The 19,062-nt window shown below is 62.2% G+C and carries 16 protein-coding genes; 14 read left to right on the top strand and 2 right to left on the bottom strand.

Annotated features, from left to right (window positions below):
• The first annotated feature begins 2 nt into the window (after nt 1-2).
• From AB4Y71_RS10330 to AB4Y71_RS10280, 11 genes are all read left to right on the top strand, one after another.
• Nucleotides 3-1,307, top strand: coding sequence for a dihydroorotase (locus AB4Y71_RS10330; protein ID WP_441720203.1), 1,305 nt, complete (start codon nt 3-5; stop codon nt 1,305-1,307).
• On the top strand, nt 1,300-1,806 hold the full coding sequence (locus AB4Y71_RS10325) for a PH-like domain-containing protein (protein ID WP_013349059.1): 507 nt from the start codon (nt 1,300-1,302) through the stop codon (nt 1,804-1,806). The genes AB4Y71_RS10330 and AB4Y71_RS10325 overlap by 8 nt, the downstream gene beginning before the upstream one ends.
• The gene (carA, locus tag AB4Y71_RS10320) at nt 1,807-2,976 is read left to right on the top strand and encodes a glutamine-hydrolyzing carbamoyl-phosphate synthase small subunit (protein WP_102597601.1); all 1,170 of its coding nucleotides are present in this window, start codon (nt 1,807-1,809) and stop codon (nt 2,974-2,976) included.
• The gene (carB, locus tag AB4Y71_RS10315; RefSeq protein ID WP_441720200.1) at nt 2,976-6,254 is read left to right on the top strand and encodes a carbamoyl-phosphate synthase large subunit; all 3,279 of its coding nucleotides are present in this window, start codon (nt 2,976-2,978) and stop codon (nt 6,252-6,254) included. The genes carA and carB overlap by 1 nt, the downstream gene beginning before the upstream one ends.
• A complete protein-coding gene (gene pyrF / locus AB4Y71_RS10310; protein ID WP_441720197.1) occupies nt 6,247-7,089 on the top strand; it encodes an orotidine-5'-phosphate decarboxylase in 843 nt (280 codons plus the stop codon). The genes carB and pyrF overlap by 8 nt, the downstream gene beginning before the upstream one ends.
• 146 nt (nt 7,090-7,235) lie before the next feature.
• Nucleotides 7,236-7,571, top strand: coding sequence for an integration host factor, actinobacterial type (gene mihF, locus AB4Y71_RS10305; protein WP_013349055.1), 336 nt, complete (start codon nt 7,236-7,238; stop codon nt 7,569-7,571).
• Between the two features lie 3 nt (nt 7,572-7,574).
• A complete protein-coding gene (gene gmk, locus AB4Y71_RS10300; RefSeq protein ID WP_441720194.1) occupies nt 7,575-8,141 on the top strand; it encodes a guanylate kinase in 567 nt (188 codons plus the stop codon).
• A gap of 8 nt (nt 8,142-8,149) precedes the next feature.
• Nucleotides 8,150-8,410: a DNA-directed RNA polymerase subunit omega gene (gene rpoZ, locus AB4Y71_RS10295; protein ID WP_013349053.1), complete on the top strand. Its 261-nt coding sequence runs from the start codon at nt 8,150-8,152 to the stop codon at nt 8,408-8,410.
• Nucleotides 8,411-8,507: 97 nt separating this feature from the next.
• On the top strand, nt 8,508-9,710 hold the full coding sequence (gene coaBC, locus AB4Y71_RS10290) for a bifunctional phosphopantothenoylcysteine decarboxylase/phosphopantothenate--cysteine ligase CoaBC (RefSeq protein WP_441720191.1): 1,203 nt from the start codon (nt 8,508-8,510) through the stop codon (nt 9,708-9,710).
• Nucleotides 9,711-9,810: 100 nt separating this feature from the next.
• On the top strand, nt 9,811-11,016 hold the full coding sequence (metK, locus tag AB4Y71_RS10285; RefSeq protein ID WP_441720189.1) for a methionine adenosyltransferase: 1,206 nt from the start codon (nt 9,811-9,813) through the stop codon (nt 11,014-11,016).
• Between the two features lie 9 nt (nt 11,017-11,025).
• On the top strand, nt 11,026-12,987 hold the full coding sequence (locus AB4Y71_RS10280) for a primosomal protein PriA (RefSeq protein ID WP_441720186.1): 1,962 nt from the start codon (nt 11,026-11,028) through the stop codon (nt 12,985-12,987).
• On the opposite strand, the gene AB4Y71_RS10275 is transcribed toward AB4Y71_RS10280, so the two are convergent.
• Nucleotides 12,984-13,856 (bottom strand): alpha/beta fold hydrolase, encoded by an 873-nt coding sequence (locus tag AB4Y71_RS10275; RefSeq protein ID WP_441720183.1) that lies wholly within the window; start codon nt 13,854-13,856, stop codon nt 12,984-12,986. The two genes, AB4Y71_RS10280 and AB4Y71_RS10275, sit on opposite strands and share 4 nt — an antisense overlap.
• Nucleotides 13,857-13,865: 9 nt before the next feature.
• Nucleotides 13,866-14,873 (bottom strand): sugar-binding transcriptional regulator, encoded by a 1,008-nt coding sequence (locus tag AB4Y71_RS10270; protein WP_441720180.1) that lies wholly within the window; start codon nt 14,871-14,873, stop codon nt 13,866-13,868.
• Between the two features lie 106 nt (nt 14,874-14,979).
• On the opposite strand from AB4Y71_RS10270, the gene AB4Y71_RS10265 reads away from it, so the two are divergent.
• From AB4Y71_RS10265 to glpK, 3 genes are read left to right on the top strand one after another with little or no spacing between them, the layout of a single operon-like run.
• Nucleotides 14,980-16,659, top strand: coding sequence for an FAD-dependent oxidoreductase (locus AB4Y71_RS10265; protein WP_441720177.1), 1,680 nt, complete (start codon nt 14,980-14,982; stop codon nt 16,657-16,659).
• Nucleotides 16,660-16,718: 59 nt separating this feature from the next.
• A complete protein-coding gene (locus tag AB4Y71_RS10260) occupies nt 16,719-17,447 on the top strand; it encodes an MIP/aquaporin family protein (protein WP_134780619.1) in 729 nt (242 codons plus the stop codon).
• Nucleotides 17,448-17,464: 17 nt separating this feature from the next.
• Nucleotides 17,465-18,985: a glycerol kinase GlpK gene (glpK, locus tag AB4Y71_RS10255; protein WP_441720175.1), complete on the top strand. Its 1,521-nt coding sequence runs from the start codon at nt 17,465-17,467 to the stop codon at nt 18,983-18,985.
• The last annotated feature ends 77 nt before the right edge of the window (nt 18,986-19,062 follow it).

Below are 19,062 nucleotides of genomic sequence, written 5' to 3'. Positions count from 1 at the left end.
CCATGAACTACTTAATCCAGCAGGTATCCATCCTCGGCGGCGAACCAACCGACGTGCTCATCGTCGACGGCAAGATCGCGCAGATCGGCAGCATTGAAGCCACCGACCAGCACCAGGTGATTGACGCGAAGAATCTCGTGCTCTTGCCCGGGCTGGTCGACACCCACACCCACCTGCGCGAACCAGGCCGCGAAGATGCTGAAACCGTGGAAACCGGTTCGCAGGCAGCAGCCCTGGGCGGCTACACCGCCGTGCATGCCATGGCAAACTCGACCCCGGTAGCCGACACCGCCGGCGTCGTCGAGCAGGTCTACGAACTGGGCCGCGCTGCAGGCTGGGTGGATGTCCGCCCGGTTGGCGCAGTCACCGTCGGACTGGCCGGCAAGCAACTGAGTGAAATCGGCGCCATGGCCGACTCGCGCGCCCAGGTGAAGATGTTCTCCGATGACGGCATCTGCGTCTGGGATCCGCTGCTGATGCGCCGCGCCCTGGAATACGTGAAAGCCTTCGACGGAGTCATCGCTCAGCACGCACAGGAACCGCGCCTGACCGAAGGCGCCCAGATGAACGAGGGCGAAGTCTCCTCGATCCTGGGCATGCCAGGCTGGCCAGCGGTGGCCGAAGAGTCGATCATCGCCCGCGACGTGCTGCTGGCCGAGCACGTCGGTGCCCGCCTGCACGTGTGCCATGTGTCCACCGCCGGTTCGGTAGAGATCATCCGCTGGGCCAAGGCCCGCGGCATCCAGGTCACCGCCGAAGTCACCCCGCACCACCTGCTGCTCACCGACGAAAAGGTGCGCACCTACGACCCGGTATTCAAGGTCAACCCGCCGCTGCGCCGCGAAGAAGATGTCATGGCGTTGCGCGACGGCGTCGCCGATGGCACCATCGACGTGATCGGCACGGACCACGCGCCGCACCCTTCCGAAGCCAAGGACTGCGAATGGGGCGCTGCCGCCATGGGCATGACCGGTCTGGAAACCGCACTGTCCATCGTGCAGCACACCCTGGTGGAAACCGGTCTGCTGGGCTGGGACGCGGTTGCGCGGATCACCTCGGAAGTTCCGGCGCAGATCGGCCGCGTAGCCGACCAGGGCCGCCCGATCGCCGTGGGCGAACCGGCCAACCTGACCCTCGTGGACCCGGCAGCACGCTGGATCGTGGATCCATCGGCCATGGCCACCAAGGGCCGCAACTCGCCGTTCGCCGGCATGGAGCTGCCAGGTTCGGTGCGCGCGACCTTCTTCCACGGCCACGCCACCGTACTGGATGGCAAGCTGGGAACCCCGAGGGCAGCCAATGCCTGAGGGAGCCTGGACCCCGGTACTGTGGACGATCTTCGCGATCGTCCTGGCGATCACCCTGATCCTGGTCGGATGGCGGAACCTCAAGGCCCGCCAGTCCCAGATCCCCGAGCCCTATGCGGCGTTCGAGGACCAGGCTGAGCACAGTTTCGCCGGCATGTACGTGGTCACCACCGAATTCGATGACTGGCTGGCCCGCATCGCCGTCCACGACCTGGGAGTGCGCACCAACGCCACCTTGGAACTGGGGCGCGCCGGGATCCACCTGATCCGATCCGGAGCACGCGATGTGCATATCCCGTGGGAACAGTACGTACAGGTCAAGCGAAGCAACGGGATGGTCGGCAAGGTCGTGGAAAAGAACGGCCTGATCGTGATCACCTGGACCAAGGATGGCTTCACCTTCGACACCGGATTCCGCCCGCGGTACTCCGAAGACACCCCAAAGATTTATCAGTTGCTGGCGTCGCACGTCGACGTAAGCCGAGCAGGAGACAAATAAGTGAATTCCCTGAGCAACCTACCAGCCGTGTTGGTACTTGAAGATGGCCGCATCTTCCGCGGACGCAGCTATGGCGCCGTGGGCACCACCTTAGGCGAAGCCGTGTTCACCACCGGCATGACCGGCTATCAGGAAACCCTGACTGACCCGTCGTACGCGCACCAGATCATCGTGCAGACCTTCCCGCACATCGGCAACACCGGCGTGAACTCGGAAGATCCGGAGTCCACCCGCATCTGGGCCGCCGGCTACGTGGTCCGCGACGCGGCCCGACGACCGAGCAACTGGCGCAGCGAACGCACCTTGGATGAAGAACTTGTCGAATACGGCATCGTCGGCATCCAGGGCGTGGATACCCGTGCACTGACCCGCCACCTGCGCGAAGCAGGCGCCATGAAGTCCGGCATCTTCTCCGGCGACGACGCCGCGAAGTCCGACGCCGAGCTGATCGAGACCGTCAAGGCGCAGCCATCGATGGCCGGCCGCAACATCTCGGCCGAGGTTTCGGTTTCCGAAGCCTACATCGTCGAGCCAGTCGACCACGGCTACACCGGCGAGGCCAAGCACACCGTGGCCGCCATCGACCTGGGCATGAAGTCGATGACCCCGCACCGCCTGGCCGAACGCGGCCTGCGCGTGCACGTGCTGCCTTACAACGCCACCTTGGAAGACATCAAGGCCACCGGCGCATCCGGAGTCTTCTTCTCCAACGGTCCTGGTGACCCGGCCACCGCCACCGCACAGGTGGAACTGGTCCGCTCGGTGCTCGATGCAGGCATGCCGTACTTCGGCATCTGCTTCGGCAACCAGATCCTGGGCCGTGCCCTGGGCTTCGAGACCTACAAGCTGCGCTTCGGCCACCGCGGAATCAACCAGCCGGTCATGGACAAGTCCACCGGCCGGGTTGAGATCACCAGCCAGAACCACGGCTTCGCCGTCGACGCGCCAATCGAAGGCACGATGACCGCACCGGTAGAGCGCTTCGGCAAGGTCGAGGTTTCGCACTACTCCCTGAACGACCACGTGGTCGAAGGCCTGTCCTGCCTGGACATCCCGGCTTTCTCCGTGCAGTACCACCCCGAGGCAGCATCCGGCCCGCACGATGCCGCCTACCTCTTTGACCGCTTCATGACCGCGTTGGATTCCGCCGCAGAAAAGGACAGCAAGTAATGCCTAAGCGCACCGATCTGAAATCAGTTCTCGTTATCGGTTCGGGTCCGATCGTCATCGGCCAGGCCGCTGAATTCGACTACTCCGGCACCCAGGCCCTGCGCGTGCTGAAGGAGGAAGGCCTGCGGGTCATCCTGGTCAACTCGAACCCGGCCACCATCATGACCGACCCGGAATTCGCCGACGCCACCTACGTCGAGCCAATCACCCCCGAGGTCGTCGAGAAGATCATCGCCAAGGAACGCCCGGATGCGATCCTGCCAACCCTGGGCGGCCAGACCGCACTGAACACTGCCATCGCACTGGACAAGTCCGGCGCGCTGGAAAAGTACGACGTCGAGCTGATCGGCGCGAACATCGAAGCCATCGAGCTGGGCGAGGACCGCGAGAAGTTCAAGGGCGTCGTTGAGCGCTGCGGCGCCGAATCGGCCCGCTCGGTCATCGTGCACACCCTGGACGAAGCCTTCGCCGCCGTCGAAGAGCTGAACTACCCAGTCGTCGTGCGTCCCTCGTTCACCATGGGCGGCCTGGGTTCGGGCATGGCCTACAACCCAGAAGACCTGCGCCGCATCGCCGGCGCCGGCCTGCAGTACTCGCCAACCACCGAGGTGCTCCTTGAGGAGTCCATCCTGGGCTGGAAGGAATACGAGCTGGAGATGATGCGCGACAAGAACGACAACGTCGTGGTCGTCTGCTCCATCGAGAACTTCGATCCGGTCGGCGTGCACACCGGCGACTCGATCACCGTGGCCCCGGCCATGACCCTGACCGACCGCGAATACCAGAAGCTGCGCGACATCTCCATCGCGGTCATCCGCGAAGTCGGCGTGGACACCGGCGGCTGCAACATCCAGTTCGCCATCGAGCCGGACACCGGGCGCGTCGTGGTCATCGAGATGAACCCGCGCGTGTCGCGCTCCTCGGCACTTGCTTCCAAGGCCACCGGCTTCGCGATCGCCAAGATCGCCACCAAGCTGGCCGTAGGCTACACCCTGGATGAGATCCCGAACGACATCACCCAGAAGACCCCGGCCTCCTTCGAGCCGGCCCTGGACTACGTGGTCGTGAAGGTTCCGCGTTTCGCTTTCGAGAAGTTCCCGGCTGCGGACCGGACCCTGACCACCACCATGAAGTCGGTCGGCGAAGCAATGGCCCTGGGCCGCAACTTCACCGAAGCGTTGCAGAAGGCCCTGCGCTCCCTGGAGCAGAAGGGTTCGGAGCTGTCCTTCGAGCCGATCCCGGAGTCCGAGCACGAAGCCGTGCTGGCCTCGATCGTCAAGGGTTCGACCGAGCGCCTCTCGCTGGTCCAGCGCCTGCTGTTCTCCGGTGTCTCCATCGAGCAGCTGTTCGAAACCACCGCGATCGACCCTTGGTACCTGGATCAGCTGCAGCTGATCAACGAGGTCGCGCAGCTGGTGGCCGAAAACAAGCACCTGCCGGAGCATGTGCTGCGCGAAGCCAAGCGCCACGGCTTCTCCGATGCCCAGCTGGCTCAGCTCACCGGCAAGTCCGAGGCTGTTATCCGCGGCATCCGCCACGCGCTGGGCGTGCGCCCGGTCTACAAGACCGTGGACACCTGCGCGGCCGAGTTCGAGGCCTTCACCCCGTACATGTACTCCTCGTACGATGAAGAAACCGAACTGGGACGCCACGAGAAGAAGTCCGTGATCATCCTCGGTTCCGGTCCGAACCGCATCGGCCAGGGCATCGAGTTCGACTATTCCTGCGTGCACGCGGTGATGGCACTGCGTGCCGAGGGCTACGAGACCGTGATGGTCAACTGCAACCCGGAAACCGTGTCCACCGACTACGACATTTCCGATCGCCTCTACTTCGAGCCGCTGACCTTGGAAGACGTGCTCGAAGTCATCCACGCTGAAGAGGAAACCGGCGGCGTGCTGGGCGTCTTCGTCCAGCTGGGCGGACAGACCCCGCTGAAGCTCGCTGCCGATCTGAAGGCCGCTGGCGTGCCGATCCTGGGCACCTCGCCAGAAGCCATCGACCTGGCCGAGCACCGCGGCGCCTTCCAGCAGGTGCTGGATAACGCCGGGCTGATCGCACCGAAGAACGGCACCGCCGTATCCTTCGCCGATGCCAAGGCCATCGCCGACTCCATCGGCTACCCGGTCCTGGTGCGCCCTTCCTACGTGCTGGGCGGCCGCGGCATGGAGATCGTGTACGACGAGGCCAACCTCGAGCGCTACATCACCAACGCCACCGAAATCACCGTGGACCACCCGGTACTGGTGGACCGCTTTCTGGAAGACGCCATCGAGATCGACGTCGACGCCCTGTTCGACGGCACCGACCTGTACGTCGGCGGCATCATGGAGCACATCGAGGAAGCCGGCATTCACTCCGGCGACTCGGCGTGCACCCTGCCTCCGATCACCCTGGGCGCCGATGTGCGCGACCGCGTGAAGGAAGCAACCCGTGCCATCGCCGAAGGCGTAGGCGTACGCGGCCTGATCAACATCCAGTTCGCACTGGCTTCGGACATCCTCTACGTCATCGAAGCGAACCCGCGTGCCTCGCGCACCGTGCCGTTCACCTCGAAGGCTACCGGCGTGCAGCTGTCCAAGGTCGCCGCACTGATCGGCGTGGGCAAGACCCTGGCCGAACTGCGCGGCAGCTACCTGCCAGCAACTGGCGACGGCGCGCACCTGCCGGATTCGGCTCCGATCGCGGTCAAGGAAGCAGTCATGCCATTCGCTCGCTTCCGCACCCCGGAGGGCAAGGTCGTTGACTCGCTGCTGGGCCCAGAAATGCGCTCCACCGGCGAAGTCATGGGCTTCGACAAGTACTTCGACACCGCTTTCGCCAAGTCGCAGGCTGCCGCGAACAACCCGCTGCCAACTTCGGGCAAGGTTTTCGTCTCGGTCACCAACCGCGACAAGCGCTCGATCGTGCTTCCGGTCAAGCACCTTGCTGACCAGGGCTTCGAGATCATCTCCACCGGCGGCACCGCAGAAGTATTGCGCCGCAACGGCATCCCGACCCAGGTGGTCGGCAAGCTGCACGAAGGAGGCGAGTCCATCGTCGATCTGATCATCGATGGCCAGATCGGCCTGATCCTGAATACCCCTTCGGGCTCGGACGCACGTGGCGATGGCTACGAAATCCGCGCCGCTGCGACCTCGGTTGGCACCCCGGTGATCACCACCGTGGCAGAGTTCAACGCTTCGGTGCAGGCGATCGACGCCCTGCGCGAATACGAATGGGACGTCACCAGCTTGCAGGTGCACGACGCGAACCTCAACGCGGCGCGCAATGCCTAAGCCCATCCCATTTGGAGAACGGCTTCGTTCAGCCATGCAGGCTTCCGGCCCGCTGTGCGTGGGGATCGACCCGCACCCAGCGTTGCTGGAAGCCTGGGGGCTGGAGGACACGGCCGAGGGTGTGCGATCTTTCTCACTGACCGTCGTGGAAGCGATGGCCGGTGCAGCGGCAATTCTCAAGCCCCAGGTCGCTTTGTACGAGCGATTCGGGTCCAAGGGATTTGCCGCTTTGGAAGAAACTTTGAGTGCCGCGAAGTCTGCAGGACTGCTGACGCTGGCTGATGCCAAGCGCGGGGACATCGGTTCGACCATGGCCGCTTACGCTACGGCATGGCTCGATGATGCTTCGCCACTGGCTGCCGATGCAGTGACGCTGAGCCCATATTTGGGTTATGAATCGCTGCGTCCGGCCTTGGATCTGGCGGCTGCCACCGGCAGGGGAGTGTTCGTTCTGGGACTGACTTCCAATCCGGAAGGGCCATCCGTCCAGCACGTAGGTGGTGAAAACTCGGTTGCTAAATCAATTATTGACCAAGTCACAGCGGATAATGCCGCTGCAGAAGATTTGGGACACGTTGGGTTGGTCGTCGGAGCAACCATCGGGGACGCGCCGGCGAAACTCGGAATTGATCTGGCAGCGAGCAAGGCTCCGCTGCTGACTCCCGGACTCGGTGCGCAGGGGGCGACGGCCGCAGATATTGCCAAGTCATTCGCCTCCAGCTACGGCCAGGTGTTGGGCACAAGCAGCCGGGACATTCTTAAAGAGGGTCCAAGCACGGCAGCTCTTCGCGAAAAGGCCCTTAGGGTACGCGACGAATTGCTGGCAGCTCGCTAGCAAAAAACTGAATAAGTGACACAAACGCGTTGTGGCCATTAGAGTTTCTAGTAGCCACAACGCGTTTAGTCTTGCAAAAGCAGCGTTAGCTCGCTATGTTTCTCAACATAAGCCTTAGTCCACTACAACTGAAGGATGGCTGAACGATGGTACTGCGAGAACTCTCTGACGAAGATCGTATCCGCGCCCGCGCCAAGGCATTGGCCGCACGCACTCGTCGTGCGGAAATCAAGGCCGAGTTCAGTGCCGGCAAGATTTCCATCACCGAGGTACTAGACTTGGTATACGAAGATGAAGCCGTGGGACGCATGCGTGTCATGGATCTTCTGGAATCGGTACCGGGCGTAGGTGAAGTACGCGCGGCAAATTTGCTGGAACGTCTTGGCATTTCCCCTTCCCGCCGACTGCGCGGACTGGGACGCAAACAGCGCACCGCAATCACCGAGCACTTCAAGCAAAGCCCGCCAAAAACGAAAGTGTAGTCAATGACCGCTGCGTCGGTAACTGTTCTAGCCGGCCCCACGGCAGTAGGTAAGGGCACAGTCTCTACCTACATCCGCGATAATTATCCAGATGTCTGGCTCTCGGTGTCGGCAACGACCCGAAACGCTCGAGCGGGTGAGCAAGACGGCGTCCACTACTTCTTCGTGGGCCCCGAGCGCTTCCCAGCCTTGGTTGAGGAAGGCCAGATGCTGGAATGGGCCGTTGTCCATGGCCAGAACAGCTATGGCACGATCCGCTCGACGGTTGAAGATGCTGTTGCGAAGGGCAAAAAGGTCCTGCTGGAAATCGATCTGCAGGGCGCGCGACAGGTCAAGGAGTCGATGCCTGAGGCAAAATTCGTCTTCCTGGCCCCACCTTCGTGGGACGAATTGGTGCGCAGACTTGTGGGACGCGGCACTGAAACGGCCGAAGAACAGCAGCGCCGCCTAGAAACCGCTAAACTAGAACTTGCAGCGGAATCTGAATTCGACGTGACCATCGTCAACGACGATGTCGCACGTGCCGCCGAAGAGCTTGTAGCCCTCATGGGGCTAAAGAACGACAAATAGGGAGTCCTGTGTCCAACCCAGAGGGAATCATTAACCCATCGATCGACTCGTTGCTTGAGACCAACGACTCGAAGTACGCCATTGTGCTGAACTCAGCCAAGCGTGCACGCCAGATCAACGCCTACTACGCACAGCTGAATGAAGGCCTGTTCGAGTACGTTGGCCCACTGGTGGAAACCAAGCTGAACGAGAAGCCGCTGACCATCGCACTGCGCGAACTGGACGACAGCTTGCTGAAGGTAACTCCAGCTGAGGTCATCGAAGACTAATCGAAAAGTCGGCGCCCCGAAGCGGGCGCCTTCTTTTTCGTTAAGCACCTTTCCAGAACCCAACTGTTCCCGCACCGAATACTCGAGGAAGAACTTCGTGAAGCGAATCGTCTTAGGCGTCTCAGCCGGTATTGCCGCCTACAAGTCAGTGCTCCTGCTGCGCCTGCTGCGCGAAGCTGGGCACCACGTCGACGTGATCCCCACCGAAAACGTCGCCAACTTCGTAGGCGATGCGACCTGGGAGGCCCTGTCGGGTAATCCGGTCACCTCGAACGTCTTCGACGCGGTCGATACGGTCAATCACGTCCGCCTGGGCCAGCAGGCCGATCTGGTGATGATCGTTCCTGCCACCGCAGACATCATGGCCAAGGCCGCTTCAGGGTTGGCCGATGACCTGCTCACCGGCACGCTGCTGGCCACCCGCGCCCCGGTCGTCATGGCTCCGGCCATGCACACCGAAATGTGGCAGCACCCAGCGACGGTGGCCAATGTGCACACCCTGCGCGATCGCGGGGTGCGGGTAATCGAACCTGCATCGGGACGGTTGACCGGCAAGGACTCGGGGCCGGGACGGCTGCCCGAACCCGAAGAAATTTTTGCTTCCGTGCAGGATCTGCTCAGTGAACCGCTGTTGGCCGGCACCAAGGTGCTGATCACTGCCGGCGGCACCCGCGAGCCACTGGATCCGGTACGCTTCCTGGGCAACCGCTCATCAGGCCGCCAAGGGGTCGCTCTGGCCCAGGCCGCCCGCGATGCCGGTGCAACGGTCACGCTGATCGCCACCCATCTGGAAGTGCCGGCCCCGCATGGGGTGCAGCTGGTGCACGCCTCCAGCGCCCTGGAGCTGCGCGAAGCGGTCTTCACCCACGCGCCAGGCAACGATGTGCTGATCATGAACGCCGCGGTCGCCGACTTCCGTCCGGCTACCATCGAAAACTCCAAGATCAAGAAGCGCGACGAGCATTCGGCTCCGGTGATCGAGCTGGTGCGCAACCCGGACATCCTGGCCGACATAGTCGCAGCTCGCAAGGATGAACCGGCACTGCCCGAATTCATTGTCGGTTTCGCCGCGGAGACCGGGGACGAGCAGGGCACGGTGCTGGAATACGGCCAGGCCAAGCTGGAGCGCAAGGGCTGCGAGATGCTCGTGGTCAACGAGGTGGGAGCGTCGCTGACCTTCGGGCAGGAAACCAACGCCATCCACGTGCTTTTCGCCGATGGAAGCGCCGCGGTCGAATCCTCCGGCTCCAAGCTCGAAGTGGCCCGCGTGGTCATCGAGCAGATCTCAAACGCAATATAAAGTCATGCAGCTGTAACAAAGTGAGCTGCGCCATGCGGTGCTTGGTCACGAAACGTACCAGATCTGCTTACCGGTCCACCAGACCAGATAGAGTAATACGGTGACTTCAACAACCCCTGAACTTCGTCTTTTCACCTCGGAATCCGTGACCGAGGGACACCCGGACAAGATTTGCGACCAGATTTCGGACGCGATCCTCGATGCCATGCTGGCCCAGGACACGGACTCCAAGGTCGCCGTCGAGACCCTGACCACCACCGGACTGGTGCATGTGGCCGGAGAGGTGACCACCAACGGCTATGTGGAGATCCCTGAGATCGTCCGCAAGACCATTTTGGACATCGGCTACGACTCCTCGGCCAACGGCTTCGACGGGGCGCGCTGCGGCGTGTCCGTGTCCATCGGCCAGCAGTCCCAGGAAATCCACGACGGCGTCTTCAACTCGCTGGAGTCCCGCGAAGGCACCGCCAAGGACCCGCGCGACATGCAGGGCGCCGGCGACCAGGGCCTGATGTTCGGCTACGCCTCGGATGAAACCGATTCGCTGATGCCTACCTCGATCTTCCTGGCGCACCGCCTCTCCGAGCGCCTGACCCAGGTCCGCAAGAACGGCCGCATGCCGCTGCTGCGCCCGGATGGCAAGACCCAGGTCACCATCGGCTACGACGGCGACAAGCCGGTCTCGGTGGACACCGTGGTCGTTTCCAGCCAGCACGCCGCCGAATACGAGCTGGCAACGCTGAAGGCCGACCTGCACGAAGAGGTCGTCACTCCGATCCTGGAGCGCTCGGGCCTGGATACCTCGAACACCAAGGTCATCTTGAACCCATCGGGTCCGTTCATCATCGGCGGTCCAGTGGGCGATGCCGGATTGACCGGCCGCAAGATCATCGTGGACACCTACGGTGGATTCGCCCGCCACGGCGGCGGCGCGTTCTCCGGCAAGGATCCTTCCAAGGTCGACCGTTCGGCCGCCTACGCCATGCGCTGGGTCGCCAAGAACGTAGTAGCCGCTGGCTTGGCACGCCGTGCCGAGGTCCAGGTAGCCTACGCGATCGGCGTTGCGCGCCCGGTGGGCCTGTATGTGGAGACCTTCGGCACCGAGACCGTAGATCCAGCCAAGATCACCAAGGCCATCAACGAAGTCTTCGACCTGCGCCCGCTGGGCATCATCGAAGATCTGGATTTGAAGCGCCCCATCTACCGCAAGACCGCTGCCCACGGCCACTTCGGCCGCGAGGACAACGACTTCACCTGGGAGAAGCTGGACCGCGTGGACGCACTACGCAACTGGTTTAACGCCTAGGATCATTCAGTGCAGCAAGATGCCCTGATTTCAGCACCCGAACCGGCCCGCCTCAAGCGGGTTGCTCGGGTGCTGATTGATTCTTCGGTCCCGCATCTGGACCGCTTCTTCGACTACGAGATCCCGCCCTCGATGACCCAGGACGCCGTGGCCGGGGTGCGCGTGAAAGTGCCTTTTGGCCCGCAGCAGCTCTCCGGGTTCATCGTGGAAGTACTTGAAGACTACGCCCCGGAAATGAAGCTTCGCCCGCTGGCAAAGCTGGTCAGCACCCAGGTGGCGTTGTATCCGCAAATTGTTGAAGCAGCCCAAGCAATCGCCACGCGCTACTCCGGAACCCTGTGGGATGTGGTGCGTCTGGCCGTGCCCGCCCGCGCCGCCAAGGTCGAAAAAGAAGAGCTGGCTACCATCAGCCCGGTACTTCCCGAGGCACCGAACCAGCTGGAGCATTACGAGCACGGGCCAGAAGCGCTGCAGGCTTGGGTCGATGGGCGCAGCTTCCGCGCGGTAGCTACCTGGGTGCCGAACTTCTACGGAGCGTGGCCTGGCTTCTTGATGGACGCGGCCCGCCCGGTGCTGCAGCGTGGCAAGCGCGTACTGCTGCTGGTGCCCGACAAGCGCGATCTGCTGCTGCTGGGCAGCTATCTGGACGAGCACTTCGGGGCTGACTCCTACGCGCAGTTGCAGGCCGATGACGGACCGACTCCGCGCTACCGCAATTTCCTGCGTGCCATCGGCGGGCATGTGCAGATCGTGATCGGCACCCGCTCCGCAGCCCTGTGCCACGTGCCGGACCTGGAACTGATCATTCTCTGGCAGGATGCCGACCAGTCGCACCGCGAACAGCGCGCCCCCTACCAGCACAGCCGCGAGGTCGCGTTGCTGCGCAGCACCCTGGCCAGCATTTCGCTGCTCATCGCCTCGCCATCGCGCTCGGTTGAAGCCCAGCGCTTGGTTTCCACCGGCTGGGCCACTGAGCTGAAGGTCCCACGCGATATCTTGCGTGCCCAAACTGCACGTATCGTGGCCACCACCAATGATTTCGAACTTGAACGCGACCCGGTGCTGGCCCGCGCCCGCATTCCCTCCTTGGCCTGGCGCGAAGCCACCAAGGCATTGGAAACCGGCCCGGTGCTCGTCCAGGTGGCGCGCACCGGATTCATGCCCGCATTGGCCTGCCAGGATTGCCGCACTTTGGCCCGTTGCACGCTGTGCCAAGGGCCGCTGCATATCGCAGGCAAAGGTTCGCATGTGGCCTGCCGCTGGTGCGGCGAGCAGTACCACGACTACCGTTGCGTGAACTGCTCTTCTTCACGGATCCGCGCCGCAAGCATCGGAGCCGATCGCACGGCCGAAGAACTTGGCCTAGCATTCCCCAAGGTCAGCGTTATTTCATCAACCGGAGCTAAACCGGTGGAGAAAATCCCTGATAAACCGGCTCTAGTGGTCGCAACACCAGGGGTCGAACCCTTTGCTGAATCCGGATACGCCGCCGTGCTGCTGCTTGACGCCGACAAGATGCTGGCCCACGATTCGCTGCGCAACGCCGAAGAAGTCATCGCCCGCTGGTTCACCGCCGCCTCCATGGCCCGCTCCAGCGGGGTAGTGGTGCTGACCGGAAATCCAAGTCCTGCCGGGGCCGCGCTGGTGCGCTACGACCCGGCATCCTTTGCCGAACGCGAATTGGCCGAACGCCGGGAGGTGGGTTTGCCCCCGGCGGTACGCAGCGCGGTCATTTCCGGGCTGGGAGCCGAACGGCTCATCGCCAACCTGGATCCCGAAACCCGCCAGTGCGTGCAAGTACACGGGCCCACGGTCATTGACGGGCCGCCAGCGCAGCACCGGTACGTGCTGTTCTTCTCCTACGCCGACGGACCGGCAGTAACCAAGGCCCTGCGCCAACTGCGCGCAAGCATGTCGGCAGCCAAGGACCCGGTCGTGAATATCGCCATCGATCCGGACGACGCGCTCTAGGAGCTGGCAGCCAGCTTCTGCAGGAAGTTCTCGATCGCGTCGGCGGTTTGCGGTGCCTTCTCGTAATGAATCAGGTGCCCGACATTCTCCAGCATCACCAGGTGCGCATCGGCGAAGCGGGCCCGCAAGGCCTCCTGGGTTTGCGGGGTGCCCAGTTCATCTTGCATTCCGCCGACCATGAGCGTGGGCAAGTCGAGCTGCGGGGCGTAGTCCCCGACAGTAGCGCTGATCGAGGCACGATAGGCCTGGGCCAGGGTGGCACGGGAATGGAAACCGCCAAAGTAGGCGCGGTGCTGATCGCGCACATAGGCGCGCGTTAAAGGATCCTTGCTCTTGGTCATCACCAGGCTCATGGCGTCGCTGAACAGCTTCGAGCGCAGCAGTGGTTCGCCGATACGTGCTGGCAGCTTGGCGCATACCTCGTAGTATCCACTGGTGAGCTTGGCCAGCAGCGCCTGGTCTGATTCCAAGGCCAGCTCGGAGATCGGGTTGAGCAAGATCAGCGAAGCGAAGCTGCGCGTGGTTGCCAGCTTGGCCGCTACGATCGAGCCGAAAGAATGCCCCAGCAGGTGCACCGAAGAATCCAGCTGCAGTTCCTGGGCGAGCTGCGCGAGCACGGCCGCGTAGCCGTTCACGTCGTGTTCCAGGTCCGCCATGGAGGTGGACGAGCCAAAACCTGGCAGGTCGGGAACGATCACCGTGTAGTGCGCCAGGTGCGAAACGATGCGCGCCAGTCCATGGTGGTCTCCGCGGAATCCATGCACCGCGTAGATCACTGCCTGCGAAGGCTGTTGGGCCAGGTGGGTGTAGACCCGAATTTCAGCACCGTTCAGATGGTGGGTGGTCACTAGTTGTTCTCGTGCGGCCATGGTTTAACCCTACCCGTCCAGCAGTGCCAGTGCGGTACCTTCATCGATCACCAGATCGGTAATCAATCCGCCTTTAAGCGCACCGCGCACGGCTTGCAGCTTGCCCCGTCCGGCGACCACACAAAAACGTGTCGGCACTTTGAGCAGGGCTTCGAGGTTGGGGCCGGTGGAACGGGCGTTCAGCGAAATATTGGAGCTGTTCCCGTCCTTGTCGAAGAACACGGTGGCCACATCGCCGACCACGCCGATTTCGTGCAGTTCCTGCGTTTCGGCCTTTGTCAGGTAGCCGCCGCGGTACACCTGGGAAGCCACCGCGGAGCCGGCCGATCCCAAGGAGAAGACCGCGAGGTTCATTTCCTTCTGCACTTGCAGCACGCGGCGGATGGAGGTTTCCTGCCACATGGCTTCACGGGTGGAGGCGCGGTCGAAGAAGGCAGGAACCGGGAACTGCTCGGTGCGGGCGGTGAATGCCTGGCCGAAGCGGGTGAGGATGTCGTTGGCATAGCGCACGCCGCTGGTTACCGGGTTCGCCGCACCGTTCAGCTGCACGATCTGCGTGTCGTGGGTTGGGTGCGAGCCCAACGCCATGGACACAGCCTGCATGGTCGAGCCCCATGCAACGCCCACGGTCATCGATGAGGAAACCATGCCGCCCAGCAGGTAGGCCGCGTGCGCGGCGACCCGGGCGAGCAATTCGGAATCATCCATATTCCCGTCGGTGGGCACCACGTTGAAGCTGACGCCGTAGTGCTCGGAGAGCTGGTTTCCCAGCAGTGCGGACATGTTCGCGCTGGGGGAGATGCTGATGGAAACCATGCCGGTGCGTTTGGCATGGGATAGCAGGCGGGAGACTGTGGAGCGCGATGTTCCCAGCTCCTTGGCGATCACTTCCATCTTCATATCCTGCAGGTAGTACAGCTGAGCGGCGCGCAGCGCGTCCTTGGCTTTCGGGGTGCTCTGCACGGATGTGCCAGTCAGCCCCCGCTTATATGTGCCGCCGGATGAAGATTTCATCATGATTCAGACCACTTCTGCACGTTTGTGCATTTTGTTTGACCGATTTGCCGTTTAGTAACAAGACTAGCTTCAGACTTATTCATTAGTTACATAAGGGGCACAAATCGTGATTCGGGAACAGCTAGCCAAACTGCGTGAACGTCCGCAGGCGAAGGTTCTGGTTGTTGGCGGTGGCATCAACGGAGTTGCAACCTTCCGTTACCTTGCCATGCAGGGGATTGATGTGGCGCTTATCGAGCGGGGCGACTACTGCCAGGGCGCTTCGGGCGCCAGCTCCCACATGATCCATGGTGGCATCCGCTACCTCGAAAACGGCGAGTTCCGTCTGGTTCATGAATCCGTTCAGGAGCGAAACTCGCTGCTGGAAATCGCTCCGCACTATGTGAAGCCGCTGCAGACCACCATCCCGATCTTCTCCACTTTCTCGGGCATCCTCAGCGCACCGATGCGCTTCCTGACCCACAAGTCCGGCAAGCCAACCGAACGCGGCGCAGCGTTGATCAAGGCCGGGCTGATCATGTATGACGTGTTCGCTGGCATCGGCGGACGCAACACCCCTTGGCACAACTTCAAGGCCGGCAAAGCCGCCCGCGAAGATCTGCCGGAACTGCGCGATGACGTGAAGTACACCGCCACCTACTTCGACGCTTCGGTGCACAACCCCGAACGACTGACCCTGGACGTGCTGCGCGAAGGGCTGAACGCCAACGACCAGGCACGAGCCAGCAACTACGTTGAGCTGACCGGAGTCGAATCAGGCACCGCCAAGCTGCGCGACGTGCTCTCCGGCGAAGAATTCGACTTCGACGCCGAGGTCATCATCAACGCAACCGGCGCATGGGTCGACATGACCAACAAGGATCTGGGACGCGAAACCAAGTGGACTGGTGGCACCAAGGGATCGCACATCGTGCTGGACCACCCGGAACTGCTTGCCGCTACCGGCGGCCGTGAGATCTTCTTCGAACATGAAGATGGCCGCATCGTGCTGATTTACCCGATGCTAGGCCGCGTGCTGGTAGGCACCACGGACCTCGAGCACGACATGAACGAACCAGCGGTATGCACCGATGAGGAAGTGGAGTACTTCTTCGACCTGGTGCACCACGTCTTCCCGGGCATCAAGGCCACCGAAGAGCAGATCGTCTACAAGTTCTCCGGCGTCCGCCCGCTCCCAAGCCACGACGATACCGCTCCAGGGTTCGTATCCCGTGACTACCAGATCAAGGAAACCCGCCTGACAGACACCACCACCATGCTTTCGCTGATCGGTGGCAAGTGGACCACGTTCCGCGCACTGAGCGAAAACCTGGGCGGCAAGGCCCTGGAATTCCTGGGCGCCCGCGAAGTGAAGTCCACCGCCGGGGTGGCCATCGGCGGCGGCAAGAACTTCCCACGCAACGACGGCGAAGTTGCCGCCTGGTTCGCAGCACGTGAAAGCCGTGCCGGACGCGAACGCCTGCGCATTTTGCTTGAACGCTATGGAACCGGCGCCGACGCGCTGCTCGAGGCCATCGGCGAGAACGAGACCCTGCTGGAGCACACCAAGGAACTGAGCTGCGAAGAATTGGCCTACATGGCCAACAACGAGCAGGTCGGCCGCTTGATCGACGTTTTCATCCGCCGCACCAACCTGGCCTTCCGTGGCCTGGTAACAAAGAATTTGGTGATCGAGGTCGCCAACTGCCTCGCTGATCCGATGGGCTGGGACAAGTCCCAGATCCAAGCCGAGATCGACCATTCTGTCTCGGTCCTTGCAGATGCCCACGGAGTTCTCCTGGATTAATCTGCTCTTGGTCGGCGGCAAATTGCTGCCGGCAGTTGAAATCACCTAAGAGGTCAATGATGTCCACTCACGTGTTTTTCGCCGAGATGCTCGGCACCTTCGTACTATTGCTGATGGGTGGCGGCGTCTGCGCCAATGTCGCCTTGAAAGGCACATTAGGTAGCGCCGCTGGCTGGTTGTCCATCAGCTTCGGCTGGGGCTTTGCTGTTTACTGCGGCGTGTGGGTTGCCGGTATTTCCGGTGCGCACCTGAACCCTGCGGTGACCTTGGGCCTGATGGTCAATAGCGACGTCACCGAATACGCTCCGGGAGTTGCCATCACCTTGGCCAACACCTTGCTGTATTTCCTGGCGCAGTTCATCGGCGCATTCCTTGGTGCCGTGGGCGTCTGGCTGGCCTACAAGAAGCACCTTGATGACCCGCAGAATGCCGGGAACCAGCTGGGCGTCTTCGCAACCGGTCCGGCTATCCGCTCCTACGGATGGAACATGGTCACCGAGATCTTCGGTACCTTCATCCTGGTTTTCGTGATCGCTGGCCTGGGCAAGACTCCGCACCAGCTGGGCCCACTGGCCGTAGCATTGCTGGTTGTTGCCATCGGCCTGTCCCTTGGTGGAGCCACCGGCTACGCCATCAACCCATTCCGTGACCTTGCTCCACGCTTGGCGCACCAGTTGCTCCCAATCAAGGGCAAGGGCGGTTCGGACTGGGCTTACTCCTGGGTTCCACTAGCTGGCCCAGCAATCGGCGGTATCGTCGGCGGCGCGCTTGCCGCGGCAATCTTCTAGAAGGAGAGTAGTGAATCATGAGTGAAAAATTCGTTATTGCCATTGACCAGGGAACGACCAGTTCCCGTGCGATCGTCTTCACCCATGCCGGTGAGGTCCACTCGGTAGGGCAGAAGGAACACGAGCAGATTTTCCCAGCCGCCGGATGGGTCGAGCATGATCCAGCTGAAATCTGGAACAATGTACGCGAAGTGATCGGCCAGGCGCTGTCCAAGGCCAATCTGACCCGTCACGACATTGAGGTTGTCGGCATCACCAACCAGCGCGAAACCGCGGTGGTATGGGATAAGAACACCGGCGAGGCCGTCTACAACGCCATTGTCTGGCAGGACACCCGCACCCAGGACATCGTCGAAGAGCTGGCTGGCGATGAAGGACTTGAACGCTACAAGCAGACCGTGGGCCTGCCGCTGGCCACCTACTTCTCCGGTACCAAGATCAAGTGGATCCTGGACAATGTCGAAGATGCTCGCGAACGTGCCGAAGCCGGAGACTTGCTCTTCGGCACCACCGACAGCTGGGTTCTGTGGAACCTGACCGGTGGCGTTGACGGCGGCGTGCACGTCACCGACGTGACCAATGCTTCCCGCACCCTGTTCATGGACCTGAAGACCCTGCAGTGGGACGAGAAGATCCTGGCAGACTTCGGCGTGCCGCGCTCGATGATGCCAGAAATCCGTTCCTCCTCCGAGGTCTACGGAACCGTGCACACCAACCAGCTGCTGCGCGAGGTTCCTGTTGCAGGCATCTTGGGTGACCAGCAGGCTGCAACCTTCGGCCAGGCGGCATTCACCGCAGGTACCGCGAAGAACACCTACGGCACCGGCTGCTTCCTGATCTTCAACACCGGCACCGAGATCGTGAACTCGACCAACGGCCTGCTGACCACCATGGCCTACAAGCTGGGTGACGAAGCACCGGTCTACGCTTTGGAAGGCTCGATCGCTGTGGCCGGATCCCTGGTCCAGTGGTTGCGCGATAACATCGGCATGATTTCGAGCGCTCCGGAGATCGAGGAGCTGGCAGCCAAGGTCGAGGACAACGGTGGCGTGTACATCGTTCCAGCTTTCTCCGGGCTGTTCGCACCGTACTGGCGTTCGGATGCCCGCGGCGCGATCGTGGGCCTGACCCGATTTGCGAATAAGAACCACATCGCTCGTGCGGCCTTGGAGGCTACGGCTTTCCAGACCCGTGAAGTTCTGGATGCGGTCAACGCCGATGCCGAGGTTCCACTGACCGAGCTGAAGGTCGATGGCGGCATGGTCGCCAATGAAGCGCTGATGCAGTTCCAGGCCGACATCTTAGGCGTACCAGTGGTCCGTCCGAAGGTCACCGAGACCACCGCGCTGGGTGCCGCCTATGCTGCAGGTCTCGCCGTTGGCTTCTGGAAGGATCTGGGCGAGCTGGAAGCGAACTGGTCCGAGGATACGCGCTGGGAGCCAGCCATGGATGAGGCTACGCGTGAGCGCAGCCTGCGCCTGTGGAAGAAGGCTGTTACCCGAACCTTCGACTGGGTCGATGAAGACACCAAGGCCTAGGCCGCTGGTGGGCTGATCCGCTGAAAACCGCAAACGCTCGAATCACCGTGATGGTGGTTCGAGCGTTTGCGGTTTAA

Origin of the sequence: Glutamicibacter sp. MCAF14 (assembly GCF_052114325.1) — a bacterium.
In the GTDB taxonomy this organism is placed as follows: domain Bacteria; phylum Actinomycetota; class Actinomycetes; order Actinomycetales; family Micrococcaceae; genus Glutamicibacter; species Glutamicibacter arilaitensis.
The sequence above is the reverse complement of the archived record's forward strand: the minus strand, read 5'-3'. Positions and strand labels throughout refer to the sequence as shown.

Coding starts and splice junctions, on each gene's coding strand:
- mihF (WP_013349055.1), top strand. CDS start 7,236: ATGGTACTGCGAGAACTCTCTGACGAAGATCGTATCCGCGCCCGCGCC.
- AB4Y71_RS10330 (WP_441720203.1), top strand. CDS start 3: ATGAACTACTTAATCCAGCAGGTATCCATCCTCGGCGGCGAACCAACC.
- AB4Y71_RS10270 (WP_441720180.1), bottom strand. CDS start 14,873: ATGATGAAATCTTCATCCGGCGGCACATATAAGCGGGGGCTGACTGGC.
- AB4Y71_RS10275 (WP_441720183.1), bottom strand. CDS start 13,856: ATGGCCGCACGAGAACAACTAGTGACCACCCACCATCTGAACGGTGCT.
- AB4Y71_RS10260 (WP_134780619.1), top strand. CDS start 16,719: ATGTCCACTCACGTGTTTTTCGCCGAGATGCTCGGCACCTTCGTACTA.
- gmk (WP_441720194.1), top strand. CDS start 7,575: ATGACCGCTGCGTCGGTAACTGTTCTAGCCGGCCCCACGGCAGTAGGT.
- carB (WP_441720200.1), top strand. CDS start 2,976: ATGCCTAAGCGCACCGATCTGAAATCAGTTCTCGTTATCGGTTCGGGT.
- glpK (WP_441720175.1), top strand. CDS start 17,465: ATGAGTGAAAAATTCGTTATTGCCATTGACCAGGGAACGACCAGTTCC.
- pyrF (WP_441720197.1), top strand. CDS start 6,247: ATGCCTAAGCCCATCCCATTTGGAGAACGGCTTCGTTCAGCCATGCAG.
- AB4Y71_RS10325 (WP_013349059.1), top strand. CDS start 1,300: ATGCCTGAGGGAGCCTGGACCCCGGTACTGTGGACGATCTTCGCGATC.